The sequence below is a fragment of the Pseudomonas fluorescens group sp. PF-1 genome, assembly GCF_054481335.1.
Map to the genome: position 1 here is coordinate 1,570,829 of NZ_JBTMNG010000001.1, position 19,549 is coordinate 1,590,377.

22 protein-coding genes and 1 riboswitch are annotated in these 19,549 nt (G+C 61.4%); of the genes, 20 read left to right on the forward strand and 2 right to left on the reverse strand.

Translation table 11 applies throughout. The features are described from left to right. Positions 1–183 precede the first annotated feature (183 nt). The 6 genes from ACX3YD_RS07480 to ACX3YD_RS07505 all read left to right on the forward strand — a co-directional run bounded on the left by ACX3YD_RS07480 (position 184) and on the right by ACX3YD_RS07505 (position 5,519). The gene (locus tag ACX3YD_RS07480; RefSeq protein ID WP_458959579.1) at positions 184–1,242 is read left to right on the forward strand and encodes a DUF2066 domain-containing protein; all 1,059 of its coding nucleotides are present in this window, start codon (positions 184–186) and stop codon (positions 1,240–1,242) included. 36 nt (positions 1,243–1,278) lie between these two features. Continuing rightward, positions 1,279–2,352: an AI-2E family transporter gene (locus tag ACX3YD_RS07485; protein WP_047531846.1), complete on the forward strand. Its 1,074-nt coding sequence runs from the start codon at positions 1,279–1,281 to the stop codon at positions 2,350–2,352. Between the two features lie 197 nt (positions 2,353–2,549). Continuing rightward, the gene (gene hda, locus ACX3YD_RS07490) at positions 2,550–3,254 is read left to right on the forward strand and encodes a DnaA regulatory inactivator Hda (protein ID WP_458959580.1); all 705 of its coding nucleotides are present in this window, start codon (positions 2,550–2,552) and stop codon (positions 3,252–3,254) included. 228 nt (positions 3,255–3,482) lie between these two features. Next, positions 3,483–4,136 carry a C40 family peptidase gene (locus tag ACX3YD_RS07495; RefSeq protein ID WP_458959581.1) on the forward strand — a complete coding sequence of 218 codons (654 nt, stop codon included), beginning with the start codon at positions 3,483–3,485 and terminating at the stop codon, positions 4,134–4,136. A gap of 165 nt (positions 4,137–4,301) precedes the next feature. After that, entirely contained in the window at positions 4,302–4,838 is a 537-nt protein-coding gene (locus ACX3YD_RS07500) for a C40 family peptidase (protein ID WP_047531832.1), read from the forward strand. 18 nt (positions 4,839–4,856) lie between these two features. Further along, positions 4,857–5,519, forward strand: coding sequence for an O-methyltransferase (locus ACX3YD_RS07505; RefSeq protein WP_047531830.1), 663 nt, complete (start codon positions 4,857–4,859; stop codon positions 5,517–5,519). Positions 5,520–5,627: 108 nt separating this feature from the next. Here ACX3YD_RS07505 and ACX3YD_RS07510 read toward each other — a convergent pair whose 3' ends face one another. Both ACX3YD_RS07510 and ACX3YD_RS07515 read right to left on the reverse strand, forming a co-directional pair. Beyond that, entirely contained in the window at positions 5,628–6,941 is a 1,314-nt protein-coding gene (locus ACX3YD_RS07510) for a PQQ-dependent sugar dehydrogenase (protein ID WP_458959582.1), read from the reverse strand. Between the two features lie 67 nt (positions 6,942–7,008). After that, positions 7,009–7,593, reverse strand: coding sequence for a hypothetical protein (locus ACX3YD_RS07515; RefSeq protein ID WP_103402537.1), 585 nt, complete (start codon positions 7,591–7,593; stop codon positions 7,009–7,011). 152 nt (positions 7,594–7,745) lie between these two features. Next, positions 7,746–7,977: riboswitch (cobalamin riboswitch) on the forward strand. A gap of 82 nt (positions 7,978–8,059) precedes the next feature. On the opposite strand from ACX3YD_RS07515, the gene cobO reads away from it, so the two are divergent. The 14 genes from cobO (at position 8,060) to ACX3YD_RS07585 (ending at position 19,495) form a co-directional block, all read left to right on the forward strand. Beyond that, the gene (gene cobO / locus ACX3YD_RS07520) at positions 8,060–8,671 is read left to right on the forward strand and encodes a cob(I)yrinic acid a,c-diamide adenosyltransferase (RefSeq protein ID WP_047531822.1); all 612 of its coding nucleotides are present in this window, start codon (positions 8,060–8,062) and stop codon (positions 8,669–8,671) included. Positions 8,672–8,681: 10 nt separating this feature from the next. Continuing rightward, positions 8,682–10,064: a cobyrinate a,c-diamide synthase gene (locus tag ACX3YD_RS07525; protein ID WP_458959583.1), complete on the forward strand. Its 1,383-nt coding sequence runs from the start codon at positions 8,682–8,684 to the stop codon at positions 10,062–10,064. Then, positions 10,061–10,711: a 5,6-dimethylbenzimidazole synthase gene (bluB, locus tag ACX3YD_RS07530; protein ID WP_458959584.1), complete on the forward strand. Its 651-nt coding sequence runs from the start codon at positions 10,061–10,063 to the stop codon at positions 10,709–10,711. Before ACX3YD_RS07525 ends, bluB begins: the two co-directional genes overlap by 4 nt. Next, a complete protein-coding gene (gene cbiB, locus ACX3YD_RS07535; RefSeq protein WP_103402540.1) occupies positions 10,708–11,616 on the forward strand; it encodes an adenosylcobinamide-phosphate synthase CbiB in 909 nt (302 codons plus the stop codon). Before bluB ends, cbiB begins: the two co-directional genes overlap by 4 nt. Further along, positions 11,609–12,601, forward strand: coding sequence for a threonine-phosphate decarboxylase CobD (gene cobD / locus ACX3YD_RS07540; protein WP_458959585.1), 993 nt, complete (start codon positions 11,609–11,611; stop codon positions 12,599–12,601). Before cbiB ends, cobD begins: the two co-directional genes overlap by 8 nt. Continuing rightward, complete coding sequence (locus tag ACX3YD_RS07545; protein WP_458959586.1) at positions 12,598–14,049, forward strand: cobyric acid synthase; 1,452 nt, start codon at positions 12,598–12,600, stop codon at positions 14,047–14,049. Before cobD ends, ACX3YD_RS07545 begins: the two co-directional genes overlap by 4 nt. Positions 14,050–14,126: 77 nt before the next feature. Next, positions 14,127–14,648, forward strand: a complete 522-nt coding sequence (cobU, locus tag ACX3YD_RS07550) for a bifunctional adenosylcobinamide kinase/adenosylcobinamide-phosphate guanylyltransferase (protein WP_103402736.1) — start codon at positions 14,127–14,129, stop codon at positions 14,646–14,648. Further along, positions 14,645–15,700: a nicotinate-nucleotide--dimethylbenzimidazole phosphoribosyltransferase gene (cobT, locus tag ACX3YD_RS07555; RefSeq protein ID WP_458959587.1), complete on the forward strand. Its 1,056-nt coding sequence runs from the start codon at positions 14,645–14,647 to the stop codon at positions 15,698–15,700. The genes cobU and cobT overlap by 4 nt, the downstream gene beginning before the upstream one ends. Then, positions 15,697–16,272, forward strand: coding sequence for an alpha-ribazole phosphatase family protein (gene cobC / locus ACX3YD_RS07560; protein WP_458959588.1), 576 nt, complete (start codon positions 15,697–15,699; stop codon positions 16,270–16,272). Before cobT ends, cobC begins: the two co-directional genes overlap by 4 nt. A 2-nt stretch (positions 16,273–16,274) precedes the next feature. Then, complete coding sequence (locus tag ACX3YD_RS07565; protein WP_103402545.1) at positions 16,275–17,006, forward strand: adenosylcobinamide-GDP ribazoletransferase; 732 nt, start codon at positions 16,275–16,277, stop codon at positions 17,004–17,006. 82 nt (positions 17,007–17,088) lie between these two features. Beyond that, entirely contained in the window at positions 17,089–17,493 is a 405-nt protein-coding gene (locus ACX3YD_RS07570) for a MarR family winged helix-turn-helix transcriptional regulator (protein WP_090464006.1), read from the forward strand. A gap of 52 nt (positions 17,494–17,545) precedes the next feature. Beyond that, positions 17,546–18,754 carry an MFS transporter gene (locus ACX3YD_RS07575; protein WP_047531793.1) on the forward strand — a complete coding sequence of 403 codons (1,209 nt, stop codon included), beginning with the start codon at positions 17,546–17,548 and terminating at the stop codon, positions 18,752–18,754. After that, positions 18,751–18,873 (forward strand): hypothetical protein, encoded by a 123-nt coding sequence (locus ACX3YD_RS07580; RefSeq protein WP_256590086.1) that lies wholly within the window; start codon positions 18,751–18,753, stop codon positions 18,871–18,873. The genes ACX3YD_RS07575 and ACX3YD_RS07580 overlap by 4 nt, the downstream gene beginning before the upstream one ends. 55 nt (positions 18,874–18,928) lie before the next feature. Beyond that, positions 18,929–19,495, forward strand: a complete 567-nt coding sequence (locus ACX3YD_RS07585) for a glutathione peroxidase (protein WP_103402546.1) — start codon at positions 18,929–18,931, stop codon at positions 19,493–19,495. Positions 19,496–19,549: the final 54 nt, after the last annotated feature.

A 19,549-nucleotide genomic window follows, 5' to 3' on the forward strand; every position in this document is an offset into this window, starting at 1 on the left:
ATTTGTTCCGTTTGGTGGCATCCTTCACGCCTGCTCAAGGTGCCGCCATTAAGCGTCTATCGTTATGACAGTGCGAAAACTTACTCGGGACGTGTGAATGTTTTGCGCCGGGCGATGGTCACAGCCTTGCTCGATTGTCTTCATGCGGTCTGTTCCAGCCGCTCTTGTCGCCAGGAATCTTCCATGCGTTTTTCTAAATTCTTGTTTGTGGGCTGTTTATCCCTGACCAGTCTGGTCACTCATGCCGAAACCGTCAAAGGCCTCTATCAAGTACGCGAGCCCGTCAGCAGCCAGACGCAGGAGGAGCGTGATCAAGCGACTCAGCGCGCGCTGGACACCCTGGTATTGCGCCTGACCGGTGACCCCAAGGCAGCGCAGAGTCCGGGGTTGGCGGCGATTCGCAAAGATCCGCAGCAAATCATCAGTCAGTACGGCTTTGACGCAGGGCCGCCGGAAGTGTTGAAGGTCGATTTCGATCCGACAACCACCGAGCAGGCGTTACGTCGCGCCGGGTTGGCCATGTGGGGCGCCAATCGGCCGTCGATCCTCGGCTGGTGGTTGAACGACTCCACGGAGGGGTCAAGCCTGGTGGGCGATGGCCAGGCCAGTGCGATGCCGTTGCGCCGGGCAGCGCAGCACCGTGGTTTGCCGTTGCGCCTGCCGCTTGCGGACCTGAATGAGCAAGTCGTCGCCACGGCGCCGAATCTGGAAAGTACCGATCCGGCTGTGTTGCGCGCCGCCTCGGAACGTTACAACGCCGACGCCGTGCTGGCGGTGCATGCCCGCGAAGAGGGCGGTCAATGGCAGGCCAAATGGCATTTATGGCTGGGTGACCAGAAAGAAGCCGGCAGTGTGCAGGGAGCCGATCAGGCTGCCGTGGCGGATGCAGTGATGCTCGCGGTCAATGAGCGTCTGGCGCCGCGATTCGTCGCCAGGCCGGGGGCTTCGACGCAGCAGTTGCTGGAAGTGCAAGGCATGAACCTTGAGCGCTACGCGACGCTCGGACGTTTACTGGAACCCTTCGGCGGGCGTCCGCAAAGTGTCGACGGTGACCGGATTCTGTATCGGGTCAATGGCAGTACCGATCAATTGCGGGCGCAGTTGTCACTGGCGAAGTTGCAGGAGGTGGCGGCGGCGCCAACCCCGGCACCGGCACTCCCTGTCCAGCCCGTAGCGGACGGTTCGACCCCGGCTGTAGCGCCAGCTCCGGTTGCGACTCCGCAATTGCATTTCCGCTGGTAGATTATCTTTCTTTATATAGAAGCAATGGAGTGGTTCATGGTCGATACGCGGCGTTGGTTCTGGTTGGGTGGAGTAGTCCTGCTCTGCGCGTTTGTCTGGCTGTTGCATCCGATCCTTACGCCGTTCCTGGTGGCGTTGCTGCTGGCCTATCTGTTTGATCCATTGGTGGATCGGCTGGAAAAGGCCGGGTTGTCTCGGACCTTGGGTGTGGTCGCGGTGTTCGCGCTCTTCACCTTGATCTTCACCGCGCTGCTGCTGGTGCTGGTGCCGATGCTCGCCAAGCAGTTGTTCCGGTTGTATGAGCTGGCGCCACAGATGCTCGATTGGCTGCAGCACACCGCATTGCCGTGGGCGCAATCGAAGTTCGGGTTGTCAGAGGGTTTCTGGAAATTCGACAAACTCAAGGCTGCGATCAGCGAGCACATGGGCCAGACCTCCGATATCGTCGGCGTGGTACTGAGTCAGGCGACGGCTTCCGGCCTGGCGGTGATTGGCTGGCTGGCCAACCTGGTGTTGATTCCGGTCGTGAGTTTTTACCTGCTGCGGGACTGGGACCTGATGATGGCCAAGATCCGCAGCCTGCTGCCGCGCGACCGTGAAGAGCGCGTGGTGTCGCTGGCCGGTGAGTGTCATGAGGTGCTGGGAGCGTTTGTCCGTGGCCAATTGCTGGTGATGGTGGCGTTGGGTGTGATCTATGCCGCGGGCCTGATGCTGGTGGGGCTGGAGTTGGGGCTGTTGATCGGCCTGATTGCCGGTCTGGCCGCCATCGTGCCTTACATGGGCTTCGTCATTGGTATCGGCGCCGCCTTGATCGCGGGCCTGTTTCAGTTTGGTGGCGATCTGTATCCCATGGTCGGCATCGTCGCGGTGTTCATGGTGGGGCAAGCGCTCGAAGGCATGGTGCTGACGCCTTTGCTGGTGGGTGACCGGATTGGCCTGCACCCGGTGGCGGTGATTTTCGCCATTCTGGCCGGTGGTGAGTTGTTCGGGTTTACTGGCGTTTTGCTGGCGCTGCCGGTCGCGGCGGTGATTATGGTGCTGGTGCGCCATGTGCATGATTTGTATAAGGATTCTGATATGTACTCGGGTGTTGATGAACCTGAGCTCTAGGCCTTGTCATGGGTAGCCCGGCTCGGCGCCGGGTTATCGCCGGCTCCGCCAAAGAAACTGTCATAAAATCAGGGCGCCAACGCAAACCTTTGATTTTGCTTGTGGTCTGTCGCATTGTGCGGTCGGCGTCACGGGTATAAACTTCGCAAACTTTACACAGAGGCCACTAACGGTTCCTTTGGAACTGTTCAGTCAGCATGAAACCGATTCAGCTGCCCCTAGGTGTGCGTCTGCGTGATGACGCCACCTTTATCAACTACTACCCAGGCGCCAATGCCGCTGCACTCGGCTATGTCGAGCGTCTATGCGAAGCCGACGCCGGCTGGACCGAAAGCCTGATTTACCTATGGGGCAAGGACGGGGTAGGGCGTACGCATCTGTTGCAGGCGGCCTGCCTGCGCTTCGAGCAGTTGGGCGAGCCGGCGGTGTATTTGCCGTTGGCCGAATTCCTGGACCGCGGTATCGAAATTCTCGACAACCTTGAACAGTACGAACTGGTCTGCCTGGATGATCTTCAAGCGGTGGCCGGCAAGGCCGACTGGGAAGAAGCGCTGTTCCATCTGTTCAATCGCCTGCGCGACAGTGGCCGACGGCTGTTGATTGCCGCATCGACTTCCCCGCGTGAGCTGCCGGTGAAGCTGGCAGACCTCAAATCCCGCCTGACCCTGGCGCTGATCTTCCAGATGCGTCCGCTTTCGGACGAAGACAAATTGCGTGCCCTGCAACTTCGCGCATCGCGGCGGGGACTGCATCTGACCGACGAGGTCGGGCATTTTATTTTGACCCGTGGAACACGCAGCATGAGTGCGCTTTTCGAATTGCTCGAGCGGCTCGATCAGGCCTCCCTTCAAGCACAGCGCAAGCTGACTATTCCCTTCCTGAAAGAGACGCTCGGCTGGTAGAAAAAAAGCCGGGAATGCCAAGGCCGGCGGGGCTTTCGGCATATTTCAGGCGCCAGGAAATACGCTTTCCTGCAGGGCTGCAGGCTGCGCAAGTGTTTAATATGGGCTTAAGCGCTTAGATGTTGGCAAGAAACCGATAAGTCACAAAAAGTTCGATTGAATTTGCAAATGAGGATGATAGCGGGCATAGTCTCGACTTCTTTACAACTATCAGCCACGGTCGTGCCCATGCTAAAGCGCTTCGCACCCCTCGTGCCTCTCGCACTCGTCACCCTGTTGTTCGGTTGCGCTGCTCACTCTCCAGTGTCCCAGCAACAGCAACAGCAGCAGCAACAGGTTAAAAATTCTGTTACCGCACAGTCGTCCGCTCTTTACCAGGACGCTTTTTACCAGGAAGAGAAGGCCACTGAAAAAGAGCTGGCTGACTTCGCCGATGGCAAGTCGTATCAACTTCCGGCGCTGGCTGACAGCATCCTCGAACGCGGCATGTCCCTGATCGGTACCCGTTACCGTTTTGGCGGTACTTCTGAAGCCGGTTTCGATTGCAGTGGGTTTATTGGCTATCTGTTCCGTGAACAAGCCGGCATGAACCTGCCACGCTCCACTCGCGAAATGATCAACGTGGATGCGCCACTGGTGTCTCGCAGCAAGCTCAAGCCTGGCGATCTGCTGTTCTTCGCCACCAACGGTCGTCGTGGTCGTGTCAGTCACGCCGGGATCTACCTGGGTGACAACCAGTTCATCCACTCCAGCAGCCGCAAAAGCGGTGGTGTCCGGATTGATAGCCTGGGCGACAGCTACTGGAGCAAGACCTTCATCGAAGCCAAGCGAGCTCTCGCGATGGCGCCAAACGCGGCTCCGATTGTGACCGCACGCAATTAAGCGGACATTTTGTAGGGCGAACTTAAAGTCTTACTTGAAGTTTGCCGCATAAGCGCTAGAATCTGGTCTATGAATGATGGCAAACCGCCTGCGTAACGCGCAGGCGGTTTTCTTTTCTGCACCCCCAGCAGAAAAACGCCGCAGCCAGATCAGGATGCTCTGCTTATGTCGACGTCGGCCCGCCTCGCAATCATGCTTTTCGCAGCGCTGCTCAGCGCTTGCGCCAGCCGCACACCGCCGCCTGCGCCGGTGGCTCGCACTCCTCTCGTTTTCGGTTCCTCCCAAGCCTTTTCGCCTGAAGCGGAAGACGTACTGTTTCGTGCGTTGGGCCTGGTGGGTACGCCGTATCGCTGGGGTGGCAATACACCGGATTCCGGGTTCGATTGCAGCGGGCTGATCGGCTACGTGTACCGTGATGTCACCGGTATCTCGCTGCCGCGCACCACTCGCGAAATGATCTCCATGCAAGCGGCCAATGTGGGCAAGGAAGGCCTGCAGACAGGTGACCTGATCTTCTTCGCCACCAATGGCGGTTCGCAGGTCAGTCATGCAGGCATCTACGTCGGCGAAGGTCGCTTCGTCCACGCGCCTGCCACCGGCGGCACGGTGAAGCTCGACAGCTTGTCCAAGGCGTATTGGCAGAAAGCCTACCTGAGCGCCAAGCGCGTCCTGCAACCGGAACACCTGGCGCGCAACCCGTAACAGCCAGAGGGTGCTGTCATGACCGCTCGCACGCTCAATCTTGACGATTCGCTCTATCACTACCTGCTTGATGTGTCCCTGCGCGAAACCCCGCTGCTCAAACGCTTGCGCGACGAAACCCAGGCGTTGCCCATGGCGCGCTGGCAGGTGGCGCCGGAGCAGGGGCAGTTTCTTGCATTGCTGGTGAAGCTGACTGGCGCGCGACGTCTGCTGGAAATCGGAACGTTTACGGGGTACAGCGCGCTGTGCATGGCTGCGGCACTGCCCGATGACGGCTCGATGATCTGCTGCGATATTCCCGGCGACTACAATGCCACCGCACGTCGTTACTGGCGGGAAGCCGGCCTAGCCGAGCGTATTGATCTGCGTTTGGCACCCGCGCTGGAGACCCTCGCCGAACTGGAGAGGCAAGGGCAGGGCGGGCAATTCGATCTGGTCTTCATCGACGCCGACAAGGCCAATTATCCCACCTACCTTGAACACGCGCTGCGGCTGCTGCGGGTGGGTGGATTGGCGGTGTTCGATAACACGCTGTGGAGCGGGCGGGTACTGGAAGAGCGTCCGCTGAGCGCAGACACCCGAGCCATCCAGGCGCTCAACCGTGCCTTGAAGGATGATTCGCGCTTGGACCTGTCGATGTTGCCGTTGGGCGATGGGCTCACGCTCTGCCGCAAACGGTGATTCTTGCGGGGGCGGTCTTGCCCGCCATAGCGGCAGTTCAGGCAGCATCGATATTGCAAGGGCCGGCCCTATCGCGGGCAAGCCCGCTCCCACAGGTTTGATGTGTACTTATTTGACTGCTGAAACCCGCCAAACCTTGTTCCCTACATCGTCCGCCACCAACAAGGCGCCTTGCTGATCTATCACCACGCCCACTGGCCGGCCCATGGCTTTTTCTTGGTCATTGAGAAAACCCGTGAGCACATCCACCGGCTGCCCGCTTGGTTTGCCGGCGTCGAACGGCACGAATATCACTTTGTAGCCACTGTGCGGCTTGCGGTTCCATGAGCCGTGCTGGCCAACGAAGGCGCCCTGGGTGAATGGCGCCGGCAACCGGCTGCCTTCGGCGAACGTCAGTCCCAGGGAAGCGGTGTGCGGGCCGACCGCATAGTCTGGCGCGATAGCCTTGGCCACCATGTCCGGGTTTTGCGGCTCGACGCGAACGTCGACATGCTGGCCGTAATAGCTGAATGGCCAGCCATAGAACGCGCCGTCCTTGACCGAGGTGATGTAGTCCGGCACCAGATCGCTGCCGATTTCATCGCGCTCATTGACCGACGTCCACAGTGCCCCGCTTTGCGGCTCCCAGGACAGGCCATTGGGGTTGCGCAAGCCCGAGGCAAAGATCCGGTGGTTGCCGGTGGCGCGGTCCACTTCCCAGATCGCCGCACGGCCTTCTTCCTTGTCCAGGCCGTTTTCGGCAACGTTGCTGTTCGAACCCACCGTGACATACAGCTTGCTGCCGTCCTTGCTGGCGATGACGTTTTTGGTCCAGTGGTGATTCAGCGTGCCGCCGGGCAGGTCGAGTACTTTGATCGGTTGCGACTTGATCGCTGTATCGCCGTTTTCGTAGTGAAAACGCAGCAATCGATCGGTGTCGGCGATGTACAGGTCATTGCCGACCAGCGCCATGCCGAAGGGGGAGTTCAGGTTTTCCAGAAACACCGTGCGGGTTTCCGCGATGCCGTCGTGGTCCTGGTCGCGCAGCAGGGTGATGCGATTGGCGCTCGGCACGCCCGCGCCGGCGCGCCCCATGACTTTCTTCATGACCCAGCCGCGTATGCCTGTCCCGTCATCGGGTTTGGGCGGTGCATTGGTTTCGGCCACCAGCACGTCGCCATTGGGCAGCACATAGAGCCAGCGCGGGTGGTTGAGGTTCTCGGCGAACACGGCTACTTGGGTACCGGCAGCGGCGACGGGTTTGGCGCCCTCCGGCCAGCCGATCGCCGGGGCGATGTTGACCGTCGGAATCAACGTCTTGTTGGGTTCTGGGAGCCTGGGTGACGGGCCGGTGCCGTCGGAGACTTGCAGGCTGGAGGTTTCACCGCAAGCGGCGAGTCCTCCGGCGAGCGCGATAGCGAGTACGAGTTGGGGCTTGCGCATACTGATCTTCCCTATGAATGCAGTGACCTGATCAGTAGAGAAGTTACGTCGCGCGATGGTTCAACCGTTAGCCGCGAGCTTCCTTGAACAGCACGGCAATGCCGGGATGATAGTGACCTCCTTCGTTGTGCAACTTGCGGTAGGCGTAGGGGAAATACCAGGCGACGGCGCAGGTGTGCTCCTTTTGCAGGTCGTCCACCATGTCCTGCAATTCTTCCGGGGTGGCGCCATGTTGGGTTTTCTGCGGTGCCACAAACAGGCAGCCGAGTCTCAGGTCGCTGGCGTAGCTGACGCGTTTGGCCTCGCTGGTGATATCGAGCAGGGCCTGGGTCAGGTTCAGGCTGTTCACCCGTGGCCAGCGTTGTGTGGCTTGAATCCAGGCGCGAGCTTCGGGTGTGGCGATAAACAAGTCGGCACGACCGTTGCGTTCGCCTTCATCGATTTGTTTGCGGGTGGGCGATTGTTGCAGGGTGACCATTTCGGCCATCCAGGCAGCGGCGGAAAGCAGGCCGAGATTGGCTTTTTCGTCGAGCCAGTAAGGCGTTTCGTTATCGCCGCGTACGGCGTTGTAGCGGTCGATACAGTCAAACCAGCGCTCCAGCACCGGGCGCAGGAATTCCAGTTGCGGATTGCTGATGATCATGCCTTGCATGGGGCTCACCCTTGTTATTGTGATGTGGGGTTGTGGCTCTTTGATATCATTGCTTGAAGTGTGGCACAAGATTGGCGTCAGTTTATTGATCAATGGCAGTTATTCGCCCGCGTACCCCGTCTTCAATTGACGCTCCACCCCCAACCCTCTAACCTTCGCGGCTTGTTTCAGGTGCTCTGTGACTTGGGTCGACAGAGTGAAACAGGGAAGCCGGTGAGCAGGTCCTTCAATGCGTGAAGGCCTTCGATCCCGGCGCTGCCCCCGCAACGGTAAATGAGTGAAAGCTGCGCCTTGAGCCACTGCGTCGTCATCGATGCGGGAAGGCGCGCAGCCAGGCCAACGCCGCTCATGAGCCCGGAGACCGGCCTGATCCATTCAAGCGGCATCACGGTGGGCGATGCCAGGCTTCTTGCCGTCTGTTCTTGTGCCTGCCCGCCGTTATCCTGCCTCAACGGAGAGCTCTCCCATGACTGATACCCCTGATCGTGACGAACGTCATCTGGCGCGCATGTTGCGCAAAAAAGCCGTAATCGATGAACGCATCGCCAACTCCCCGAATGAATGCGGCCTGCTGCTGGTGCTGACCGGCAACGGCAAAGGCAAGAGCAGCTCGGCGTTCGGCATGCTGGCCCGCTCGATGGGCCATGGCATGCAGTGCGGTGTGGTGCAGTTCATCAAGGGGCGCAACAGCACGGGTGAAGAGCTGTTCTTCCGGCGCTTCCCGGAACAGGTGCGTTTTCATGTGATGGGCGAAGGCTTTACCTGGGAAACCCAGGATCGTCAGCGCGACATCGCCGCCGCCGAAGCCGCGTGGGAAGTGTCCCGTGAACTGCTGCGCGATCCATCCATCGGCCTGGTGGTGCTGGATGAGTTGAACATCGCCCTCAAGCACGGTTACCTCGATCTGGATCGGGTGCTCAGTGACTTGCAGGCTCGCCCGCCAATGCAGCACGTGGTGGTCACCGGTCGTGGCGCCAAGCCTGAGATGATCGAGCTGGCCGACACCGTCACTGAAATGGGCATGATCAAGCACGCCTTCCAGGCCGGTATCAAGGCGCAGAAAGGCGTCGAGTTGTGAGTCGCACGGTATGAATAGCCCTCGTCAATGCCCGGCCGTACTGATTGCCGCGCCGGCCTCCGGTCAGGGCAAGACCACCGTCACCGCCGCGCTGGCCCGTTTGCATCGCAATCAGGGACGCAAGGTTCGTGTGTTCAAATGTGGCCCGGACTTTCTCGATCCGATGATTCTGGAGCGCGCCAGCGGTGCGCCGGTGTATCAGCTGGACATGTGGATGGTCGGCGAGCAGGAGAGTCGGCGTCTGTTGTGGGAGGCCGCAGGCGAAGCGGACCTGATCCTCATCGAAGGTGTCATGGGGCTGTTCGATGGCACGCCGTCCAGTGCTGACCTGGCGCGGCACTTCGGCGTGCCGGTGCTGGGCGTGATCGACGGCACCGCCATGGCGCAGACCTTTGGTGCCCTGGCCCTGGGGCTGGCGCGCTATCAACCTGACTTGCCGTTTGCCGGTGTCCTGGCCAACCGCGTGGGCACCCTGCGTCACGCGCAGTTGCTTGAAGGCAGCCTGACCGAAGGCCTGCGTTGGTATGGCGCGTTGTCCCGCGAAACCGCCATCGAATTGCCGAGTCGTCACCTTGGCCTGGTGCAGGCCAGTGAGTTGAACGATCTCGATCTTCGCCTCGATGCGGCGGCCGAAGCCCTAGCCAGCAGTTGCGAGGTGGCGCTTCTGCCGGCCGTGGAATTCGCAGCCCCGGATGTGATCGCTGCCGAACCCTTGCTGGCGGGTGTGCGCATTGCCGTGGCCCGTGATGAAGCGTTTGCCTTTACCTATGGCGCCAGCCTGGATTTGTTGCGGGCCATGGGCGCCGAGTTGTCGTTCTTTTCACCGATGCGTGACAGTCGGCTACCCGAGGCAGACAGCCTCTATCTGCCGGGCGGCTACCCGGAATTGCATCATGTGGCGTTGTCGCAAAACACCTCGATGCTGAGCGCGATTCGCGCGCACCACGAGGCGGGCAAACCCTTGCTCGCCGAATGTGGCGGCATGTTGTATTTGCTCGATTCGCTCACCGATGTCGAAGGTACGCGTGCAGAATTGGTCGGCCTGCTGGCCGGGGATGCGGTGATGCAAAAGCGTCTGGCGGCACTGGCGCTGCAGGCTGTCGAATTGCCGGAAGGTTCCCTGCGTGGGCATACCTATCATCATTCGCTGACCACCACCGGGCTCGTGCCGATTGCCCGTGGCTTGAGCCCCAATGGCGGGCGCGGGGCGGAGGCGGTTTATCGTGAGGGGCGGATGACGGCCTCTTATGTGCATTTCTATTTTCCGTCCAATCCGACCGCTGTAGCCGCATTGTTTGCACCCGATCTTGAGGACGCGTTCGCCGGCAAGCCGGCTCCTGCAGTTGATCACCTGAACCCTGTAGGCGCTGGCTTGCCAGCGAAGAGGCCATGACCGACAACGCCTTTTCCGAAGCCGAACGCGCAGCGGTCTACCGGGCCATCGGTGAACGCCGCGACATGCGTCACTTCAGCGGTGGCACGGTCGAGCCTGAATTGCTGCGGCGGTTGCTCGAAGCCGCGCACCAGGCGCCAAGTGTCGGCTTGATGCAGCCCTGGCGGTTTATCCGCATCAGCGACCGAGCCCTGCGCGGCCAGATCCGGGAACTGGTGGAGCAAGAGCGCATTCGCACCGCCGAAGCCCTCGGCGAACGCACCGACGAATTCATGCAGCTCAAGGTCGAAGGCATTAATGACTGCGCCGAGGTGTTGGTGGCGGCGCTGATGGACGATCGCGAGCGGCATATTTTCGGTCGTCGCACCTTGCCGGAAATGGACATGGCTTCGTTGTCCTGCGCGATCCAGAACCTGTGGCTGGCCTCCCGGGCCGAAGGCTTGGGCATGGGCTGGGTCTCGCTGTTCGAACCGCAAGCCCTGGCCGATTTGCTCGGCTTGCCGCCCGGTGCCAAACCACTGGCCATTTTGTGCCTGGGACCGGTCAAGGAATTCTACCCGGCGCCGATGCTGGTCCTTGAAGGCTGGGCGCAGGCGCGTCCGCTCAGTGAATTGTTGTATGAAAATTATTGGGGAGTGCGCCAATGAGTGTGGCGTTGTTGAGTGTCGCCGCCGTGGCGCTGGATGCGCTGCTGGGTGAACCCAAGCGCTGGCATCCGCTGGTGGCGTTCGGTCGGTTTGCCGAGCGTATCGAGCAACGTTTCAACGCGGGTGGTCGCGGCTGGCGCAGTCACGGGGTCACCGCGTGGGTGATTGCGGTGTTGCCGCTGACCTTGTTGGCCACGGCACTTTCCTGGGCGCCTTATGTGGGCTGGATGGTCGAGATTCTTGCGTTGTACTGCGCCCTCGGCATGCGCAGCCTGGGCGAACACGTCGAGCCCGTGGCCAGGGCCTTGCGCAGCGATGATTTGGAAGAGGCGCGTACGCGCGTCAGTTACCTGGTCAGCCGCAAGACCAGCGAACTGGATAAAACCGAAGTGGCCCGTGCCGCCACCGAATCGGTGCTGGAAAACGGCAGTGACGCCGTGTTTGCCGCACTGTTCTGGTTTGCCGTGGCCGGTGCGCCAGGCGTTGTGCTCTACCGTTTGAGCAACACGCTGGACGCCATGTGGGGCTATCGCAATGAACGCTTCGAGCGTTTCGGCTGGGCGGCAGCGAAAATCGATGATGTGCTCAATTACATTCCCGCGCGTTTGGTAGCGCTGACCTACGCCTTGCTGGGCCAAACCCGACTGGCCCTGAAATGCTGGCGGACCCAGGGCCCGACCTGGGACAGCCCGAACGCCGGCCCGGTGATGGCTGCGGGGGCCGGTGCGCTGGGCGTCGAATTGGGTGGGGCGGCGATCTATCACGGTGAACTGCATCAACGTCCGCAACTGGGCGAAGGCGTGCCGGCGGATGCCGACTCCATCGATCGTGGCTGGCAACTGGTCCAGCGCGGGGTATGGTTATGGCTGCTGATTCTCTGCCTGGGGGCTGAATTTTATGCTTGAGCACGGTGGACGGTTGCGCAAGGCGGCGCTCGAATACGGCATCGAGGAAGCCGATTGGCTTGACCTGTCCAGCGGCCTCGCGCCCTGGCCGTTTCCCGTTCCGGATATCCCGCTGCGGGCCTGGGCGCGGTTGCCGGAAAACGATGACGGGCTGGAACAGGCCGCCTGCGATTACTACGGCACCCTGCAGGTATTGCCGGTGGCGGGGTCGCAGATGGCCATCCAGTTACTGCCGCGTCTGCGTCGGGCGGGGAAGGTGGGCGTGCTGTCGCCGTGTTATGCCGAACATGCCGAAGCGTGGCGCCGCAATGGCTACATCGTGCGCGAGGTGCTGGAGCAGGAAGTCGATTTCTTTGTCGACAGCCTGGATGTGTTGGTGGTGGTTAACCCGAATAATCCCACCGGCTTGAGCCTGCCCCCCGCTCGCCTGCTCGACTGGCATTCACGACTGGCCCAGCGCGGTGGCTGGCTGGTGGTGGACGAAGCGTTCATGGACAACACACCGCAGCAGAGCCTGGCGCCGTTCTCCCATCTGGTCGGCCTGATCGTGCTGCGTTCGTTCGGCAAGTTCTTTGGTCTGGCCGGGGTGCGGCTGGGATTTGTCCTGGCCGAGCGCAAGTTACTCAAGTTGCTCGCCGAACAAGTGGGGCCATGGGTCGTCAGCGGTCCGACCCGGGTGGTGGGCCAGGCCTGCCTGCGTGATGTCGAAGGGCACGCATTGCAACGCGTGCGCGCGGAAGTGGCCAGTGAACGTCTGGCGGTGCTCCTGGAGCAGCACGGTTTCAAGCCTGATGGCGGCTGCGCATTGTTCCAGTGGTTGATCACCGATCGCGCCGAAGAACTGCATGAATTCATGGCCCGGCGCGGCATTTTGCTGCGGTTGTTCACGCACAACAGCAGTCTGCGTTTCGGGTTGCCTGCCGATGAAGCCGACTGGGTGCGTCTTGCCGCCGCATTCGCAGCCTTTGCCAAGGAAGGCCAATGACAACGTTGATGGTGCAGGGCACCACATCCGATGCCGGTAAAAGCACACTGGTGACGGCGTTGTGTCGCTGGGTTACGCGTCAGGGCGTCAGCGTGGTGCCGTTCAAGCCGCAGAACATGGCGCTCAACAGCGCCGTGACGGCCGACGGTGGCGAAATCGGTCGCGCACAAGCCGTGCAGGCGCAGGCCGCTTACCTCGAACCGCACACCGATATGAACCCGGTGCTGCTCAAACCCAACAGCGATACCGGCGCTCAGGTGATCATCCATGGTCGCGCCGTCACAACCATGAACGCCGTCGCCTATCACGACTACAAAGCCATCGCCATGCAAGCGGTGCTGGCTTCCCATGCGCGGTTGAGTGCGGCGTATCCGGTGGTGATGGTCGAAGGTGCGGGCTCCCCAGCGGAGATCAACCTGCGTGCCGGGGACATCGCCAACATGGGCTTCGCCGAGGCGGTGGATTGTCCGGTGCTGCTGATCGCCGACATCAATCGTGGCGGGGTGTTCGCGCATCTGGTGGGGACGCTGGAGCTGCTGTCGCCCAGCGAGCAGGCGCGAGTCAAGGGCTTCATCATCAATCGTTTTCGCGGCGATATCGCCTTGCTGCAACCCGGCCTCGATTGGCTGGAACAGCGCACCGGCAAGCCCGTGATCGGCGTGCTGCCGTACGTGCTGGATCTGCACCTGGAGGCCGAGGATGGCATCGATCAGCGCCAGACCGACAAGGCCGATCAGGTTTTGAAAGTGGTGGTGCCGGTGCTGCCGCGCATCAGCAACCACACCGATTTCGACCCGTTGCGCCTGCACCCTCAGGTGGACCTGCAATTCATCGGTCCCGGCCAGGCGATTGCGCCAGCTGATCTGATCATTCTTCCGGGCTCGAAAAGCGTGCGCAACGACCTGGCGTATCTGCGCGCCAACGGTTGGGAAACCGCGATCTCGCGACACCTGCGCTACGGCGGCAAAGTGCTGGGCATCTGCGGCGGTCTGCAAATGCTCGGCGAGCAGGTGCACGATCCGCTGGGCCTGGAAGGCGTTCCGGGGTCCAGCGCCGGGCTGGGGTTGTTGGCGTTTGAAACCCGACTCGAAGAACACAAGCAACTGCGCAATGTGCGCGGGCGTCTGGCGCTGGAGAACGCTGAAGTCAGCGGTTATGAAATCCATGCCGGCGTCACCACCGGGCCGGCGCTGGAAAACGCCGCCGTACTGCTCGATGACGGACGCTGTGACGGTGCGCAAAGTGTCGATGGGCAGATTTTCGGCACCTATCTGCACGGTCTGTTCGAATCCCCGGCAGCGTGCAGCGCCCTGTTGCGTTGGGCGGGGTTGCAGGCTGTGCAGGACGTGGATTACCACGGATTGCGCGAGCGGGATATCGAGCGGCTGGCGGATCTGGTGGAGACGCATCTGGATACCGGGCTGCTGCGGGGGCTCTGTGGGATTTGAAGTGACTGTGCAGGCCCCATCGCGGGCAAGCCCGCGATGAGGCCTGTCGCGACACCGCCAAATAAAAGGTTATGAACATGCTCCAACTGATCCTCGGCGGCGCCCGCTCCGGCAAAAGTCGTCTGGCCGAAAAACTCGCCTCAGACAGCCAGCTCCAAGTGACCTACATCGCCACCAGCCAACCGCTGGACGGTGAAATGAGCCAGCGGGTCGCCCATCACCGTGCCCGTCGTCCGGCCGAATGGGCGTTGATCGAAGAGCCGCTGGAATTGGCCCGCGTCCTGCGCGAAACCGCCAGTGCCGAACGCTGCCTGTTGGTGGATTGCCTGACCCTGTGGCTGACCAATCTGCTGATGCTCGACGATGAGCAACGCCTGAGCGCCGAGCGCGATGCCCTGCTGGAGTGCCTGGCGTCGCTGCCAGGTGAAATCATTTTTGTCAGCAACGAGACCGGAATGGGTGTCGTGCCGCTGGGCGAATTGACTCGCCGCTATGTCGATGAGGCCGGTTGGCTGCATCAAGCTCTGGCCGAGCGTTGTCAGCGAGTCATCCTGACCGTCGCCGGCCTGCCCCTGACTTTGAAAGGAACTGCGTTATGACCCAATCCTGGTGGCTGAACCCGTGCAAACCGATCGACCTCGATGTGCTCGAGCAGGCGCAAGCCCGGCAACAGCAACTGACCAAACCGGCCGGTTCGCTCGGCCAGCTCGAAGCGGTGGCGGTGCAATTGGCGGGCTTGCAAGGGCAGATCAAGCCAAGCCTGGATCAGCTGTGGATCGCGATTTTTGCCGGTGACCATGGCGTGGTGGCCGAAGGCGTGTCGGCATTTCCCCAGGAAGTCACCGGGCAGATGCTGCACAACTTCGTCACCGGTGGTGCAGCAATCAGCGTGCTGGCGCGGCAGTTGGGGGCTTGCCTCGAAGTGGTGGACCTGGGCACGGTGACGCCGGCATTGAACCTGTCGGGTGTGCGTCATCTGAACATCGGTCCGGGGACGGCGAATTTTGTGCAAGGTCCGGCGATGACGCAGGCGCAAGGTGAGCGTGCTCTGCAGGCGGGTCGCGACAGCGTGCAGCGCGCGCTCGCCTCGGGCGCTCAGCTATTCATTGGTGGCGAAATGGGCATTGGCAACACCACGGCGGCCAGCGCCCTGGCGTGCGCATTGCTGGAGTGTCCGGTCGTACATCTGGCCGGGCCGGGCACCGGTTTGAATGCCGCAGGCGTCAGCCATAAAGCACAAGTGATCGAGCGCGCGCTGGCGCTGCACGGGGCTCAGCGTGGCGATGCGTTGCAGACCCTGTTCAACCTCGGCGGTTTTGAAATTGCGGCACTGGTGGGTGCTTACCTGGCCTGCGCCCAGGAAGGCATTGCGGTGCTGGTGGACGGTTTCATTTGCAGCGTCGCGGCGCTGGTCGCGGTGCGCTTGAATCCCGAGTGTCGACAGTGGCTGTTGTTCGGCCATCGCGGTGCCGAGCCGGGGCACCGCCATGTGCTGGAAACCCTGAGTGCCGAACCCTTGCTCGACCTCGGCTTGCGACTGGGCGAGGGCAGCGGCGCGGCGCTGGCCGTGCCATTGCTGCGTCTGGCCTGCGACCTGCACGGGCAGATGGCGACGTTCGCCGAGGCAGCGGTGGCGGATCGTCCGGCATGACGTTGCGTCTGGATATGCTGCGTCACGGCGAAACCGAGCTCGGTGGCGGCTTGCGTGGCAGCCTCGATGATGCATTGACCGAAAAAGGCTGGCAGCAAATGCGCGAGGCGGTGCTGGCGCAAGGGCCTTGGGATCGTCTGGTCAGTTCGCCCCTGCAGCGGTGTGCGCGGTTCGCTGAAGAACTGGCAGGGCGATTGGGCTTGCCGATCGAGTGGCAGGCCGACTTGCAAGAACTGCATTTCGGCGCCTGGGAGGGGCAGAGCGCTGCGGCGCTGATGGAAACCGATGCCGATTCCCTCGGGTTGTTCTGGGCCGATCCTTATTCGTTCACGCCGCCTCAGGGCGAGCCTGTCGCGGCGTTCGCAGCGCGGGTGTTGGCGGCGGTGGCGCGTTTGCATGCTGCCTACGCGGGCGAGCGGGTATTGCTCGTCAGTCATGGCGGGGTCATGCGCTTGTTGCTGGCGCAGGCGCGCGGCTTGCCGCGGGAGCAATTACTCAACGTTGAAGTCGGCCATGGCGCACTGTTTTCGCTGTCGGTCGAGTCCGACGGATTGTTAAGGGAAGCGGTCTGACCATGCTGCCGTTCTGGATCGCCTTACAGTTTCTCAGCAGCCTGCCGGTCCGTCTGCCGGGCATGCCGGCACCGCAGGAGCTGGGGCGGTCGCTGCTGTTCTATCCGCTGGTGGGCTTGTTGTTCGGCGGTATTTTATGGGGCCTCAACTGGCTGATGCTCGGCGCGCCGCTGTTGCTGCACGCGGCACTCCTGCTCACCGTTTGGGTGTTGCTCAGCGGCGCATTGCACCTGGACGGCCTGGCCGACAGCGCCGATGCGTGGCTCGGTGGCTTCGGCGACCGTGAACGCACATTGACCATCATGAAAGACCCGCGCAGCGGTCCGATGGCGGTGGTCACGCTGGTGTTGGTGCTGCTGTTGAAATTCGCCGCGCTGCTGGCCTTGATCGAACAGCAACACGCCCTTGCGCTGATCATCGTGCCGCTGCTTGGTCGCAGTGCGTTGCTGGGGTTGTTCCTGACCACGCCCTATGTACGTGCCGGTGGCCTGGGTCAGGCGCTGGCCGATCATCTGCCACGCTCGGCAGGCAAGCAGGTGTTGGCGGTCAGTGGCTTGGCCTGCGTGCTGATTGCTGGCTTGAGTGGTTTTTTTGCCGTGGTGCTGGCAGTCGTGTTGTTCGCGTGGTTGCGACGGGTCATGCTGCGACGATTAGGCGGGACGACGGGCGATACGGCGGGGGCGTTGCTGGAATTGCTGGAAGTTGCGATGCTGGTCGGGCTGGCCTTGATATAAGGCTGCGCGAGCAGGGTTGCTCTTACGGGTCGCATGTAACAAAAAATTTGCTTTCACTTAACCACGGGTATATACACGCACCATGCTCGAATCCCAATGTTTATGCATCAACCTGCGTCGCGCCGCCCGTGGCGTCAGCAGGCATTACGACGGCGCTCTCGACGGTTTCGGGATCAACGTTGCGCAGTATTCTTTGCTGTGCAATCTGCAGCGTCTGGATCAACCGAGTATTTCCACCCTGGCCGAGGCCATGGGACTGGATCGCAGCACCCTGGGGCGCAATTTGCGCGTCCTGGAAGGCGAGGGCCTGGTGATGCTGGTCGAGGGCGAGGACATGCGTAACCGTATCGTCCGCCTGACCGAAGCCGGTGCCGAGCGCTTGAAAGCAGCCCTGCCGGCCTGGGAAGCGGCACAGCAGCGATTGGTTGATCGCTTGGGCGCCGAGAAGCGGGAAACGTTGTTGAAATTGCTGGATGAACTGGCTTGATGCCGGTTTTTCAGAACTTAAGCGGGTATATACCCGCGATTGGAGAATAATAATGACATCGATGTGGCGTACCTGTGGTTGGGTTTTATTGGGGAGTGCGCTGATTCTTGCGTTGTCGCTTGGCGTGCGACACGGCTTCGGGCTGTTTCTGGCGCCGATGAGTGCCGAGTTTGGCTGGGGGCGTGAAGTCTTTGCCTTCGCCATCGCCCTGCAAAACCTGATCTGGGGCTTGGCGCAGCCATTCACCGGCGCGCTGGCGGATCGCTTCGGTGCGGCGAAGGTGGTGTTGATCGGCGGCGTTCTGTACGCCCTGGGCCTGTTGTTCATGGGCCTGTCGGATTCGGCCGTCACGCTGTCCTTGAGTGCCGGGCTGTTGATCGGTATCGGTCTGTCCGGCACTTCGTTTTCGGTGATTCTCGGCGTGGTCGGGCGTGCTGTCCCGCCGGAGAAACGCAGCCTGGGCATGGGGATCGCCAGCGCTGCCGGTTCCTTTGGTCAGTTCGCCATGGTGCCCGGCACGCTCGGGTTGATCGGCTGGCTCGGCTGGTCTGCGGCGCTGCTGGCTTTGGGCTGCCTGGTGGCCTTGATCGTGCCGTTGGTCAGCATGCTCAAGGACAAGCCTTTGCCCGTGCTTGGCCATGAGCAAACCTTGTCCGAGGCATTGCGTGAGGCCTGTTCCCATTCGGGGTTCTGGCTGCTGGCGTTTGGCTTTTTTGTCTGCGGTTTTCAGGTGGTCTTCATTGGCGTGCACTTGCCGGCGTATCTGGTGGATCAGCACCTTCCGGCGACAGTCGGCACCACGGTGCTGGCGCTGATTGGTTTGTTCAATATCTTCGGCACCTACACCGCAGGCTGGCTCGGTGGACGCATGTCCAAGCCGCGTTTGCTCACCGGTCTTTACCTGTTGCGGGCGGTGGTGATTGCGTTGTTCCTGTGGGCGCCGGTGACCACGACTACCGCTTATCTGTTCGGTATGGCCATGGGTTTCCTGTGGCTGTCGACGGTGCCGTTGACCAATGGCACGGTAGCGACCTTGTTCGGCGTTCGAAACCTCTCCATGCTCGGTGGGATTGTCTTCCTGTTCCACCAGCTCGGTTCGTTCCTCGGTGGCTGGTTGGGCGGGGTGGTCTACGACCGTACCGGGAGTTATGACTTGATCTGGCAGGTAGCGATTCTGTTGAGCCTGATGGCCGCCGCCCTCAACTGGCCGGTGCGCGAAACGCCGGTGGCACGCCTGCAAACGCAAATGAGCGCGACATGAACAACTTCTGGCCCCGCATTACCCTTCTTGGCGTTTGTGCCTTGCTGCTGGCTCTGGCGTGGTGGGGCTGGCATCGGGGCGGGTTGGCCTTGATGCAGTTGGGCATGGGTGCTTGCTAGCAGGATAAGAGGGCGAGTAACTTCGATAACTGACGACTTATAAGGAAGCCCTGACATGTTGATGCGCTGGCTGGCGGTACCTGCATTACTGGTCGCGTTTACCGGGTTGGCTCAGGCCGCACAATGCCCGACGCTGTTGGAAGGTTCGCTGCCCAAACTACGTGCCAAGGAATCCATCGACTTGTGCCAGCGCTTCGCGGGCAAGCCATTGGTGGTGGTCAATACCGCCAGTTTTTGTGGCTTCGCCCCGCAGTTCAAAAGCCTTGAAGCACTGAATCAGCGTTACAAGGATCAGGGGCTGGAGGTGATCGGTGTGCCGTCCAATGACTTCAAACAGGAGTCAAAGGACGGTGCCGAGACGGCCAAGGTCTGTTATGTGAATTACGGCGTGACCTTCACCATGACCGAGCCGCAGAAAGTCCGCGGTGACGATGCGACGCACCTGTTCCGGGTGCTCGCCGAGCAGTCCAGCGCGCCGAAGTGGAATTTCTACAAGTACGTGGTCGATCGTCAGGGCAAGGTGATCGCCAATTTCTCCAGCCTGACCAAACCCGATGATCCCGATTTCATCGCGGCAGTAGAGAAGGCTCTGGCTTCACCGCCTCCCGCTTCCGCTCCCTGATCGATGCCCACTAAAAAGCCCCGCCTCTGTGCAAGAGAGCGGGGCTTTTTTGAT

Bases quoted from the DNA above. Each gene is read 5' to 3' on its own strand.
- ACX3YD_RS07480 (WP_458959579.1), top strand. From the start codon at position 184: ATGCGTTTTTCTAAATTCTTGTTTGTGGGCTGTTTATCCCTGACCAGT.
- ACX3YD_RS07485 (WP_047531846.1), top strand. From the start codon at position 1,279: ATGGTCGATACGCGGCGTTGGTTCTGGTTGGGTGGAGTAGTCCTGCTC.
- hda (WP_458959580.1), top strand. From the start codon at position 2,550: ATGAAACCGATTCAGCTGCCCCTAGGTGTGCGTCTGCGTGATGACGCC.
- ACX3YD_RS07495 (WP_458959581.1), top strand. From the start codon at position 3,483: ATGCTAAAGCGCTTCGCACCCCTCGTGCCTCTCGCACTCGTCACCCTG.
- ACX3YD_RS07500 (WP_047531832.1), top strand. From the start codon at position 4,302: ATGTCGACGTCGGCCCGCCTCGCAATCATGCTTTTCGCAGCGCTGCTC.
- ACX3YD_RS07505 (WP_047531830.1), top strand. From the start codon at position 4,857: ATGACCGCTCGCACGCTCAATCTTGACGATTCGCTCTATCACTACCTG.
- ACX3YD_RS07510 (WP_458959582.1), bottom strand. From the start codon at position 6,941: ATGCGCAAGCCCCAACTCGTACTCGCTATCGCGCTCGCCGGAGGACTC.
- ACX3YD_RS07515 (WP_103402537.1), bottom strand. From the start codon at position 7,593: ATGCAAGGCATGATCATCAGCAATCCGCAACTGGAATTCCTGCGCCCG.
- cobO (WP_047531822.1), top strand. From the start codon at position 8,060: ATGACTGATACCCCTGATCGTGACGAACGTCATCTGGCGCGCATGTTG.
- ACX3YD_RS07525 (WP_458959583.1), top strand. From the start codon at position 8,682: ATGAATAGCCCTCGTCAATGCCCGGCCGTACTGATTGCCGCGCCGGCC.
- bluB (WP_458959584.1), top strand. From the start codon at position 10,061: ATGACCGACAACGCCTTTTCCGAAGCCGAACGCGCAGCGGTCTACCGG.
- cbiB (WP_103402540.1), top strand. From the start codon at position 10,708: ATGAGTGTGGCGTTGTTGAGTGTCGCCGCCGTGGCGCTGGATGCGCTG.
- cobD (WP_458959585.1), top strand. From the start codon at position 11,609: ATGCTTGAGCACGGTGGACGGTTGCGCAAGGCGGCGCTCGAATACGGC.
- ACX3YD_RS07545 (WP_458959586.1), top strand. From the start codon at position 12,598: ATGACAACGTTGATGGTGCAGGGCACCACATCCGATGCCGGTAAAAGC.
- cobU (WP_103402736.1), top strand. From the start codon at position 14,127: ATGCTCCAACTGATCCTCGGCGGCGCCCGCTCCGGCAAAAGTCGTCTG.
- cobT (WP_458959587.1), top strand. From the start codon at position 14,645: ATGACCCAATCCTGGTGGCTGAACCCGTGCAAACCGATCGACCTCGAT.
- cobC (WP_458959588.1), top strand. From the start codon at position 15,697: ATGACGTTGCGTCTGGATATGCTGCGTCACGGCGAAACCGAGCTCGGT.
- ACX3YD_RS07565 (WP_103402545.1), top strand. From the start codon at position 16,275: ATGCTGCCGTTCTGGATCGCCTTACAGTTTCTCAGCAGCCTGCCGGTC.
- ACX3YD_RS07570 (WP_090464006.1), top strand. From the start codon at position 17,089: ATGCTCGAATCCCAATGTTTATGCATCAACCTGCGTCGCGCCGCCCGT.
- ACX3YD_RS07575 (WP_047531793.1), top strand. From the start codon at position 17,546: ATGACATCGATGTGGCGTACCTGTGGTTGGGTTTTATTGGGGAGTGCG.
- ACX3YD_RS07580 (WP_256590086.1), top strand. From the start codon at position 18,751: ATGAACAACTTCTGGCCCCGCATTACCCTTCTTGGCGTTTGTGCCTTG.
- ACX3YD_RS07585 (WP_103402546.1), top strand. From the start codon at position 18,929: ATGTTGATGCGCTGGCTGGCGGTACCTGCATTACTGGTCGCGTTTACC.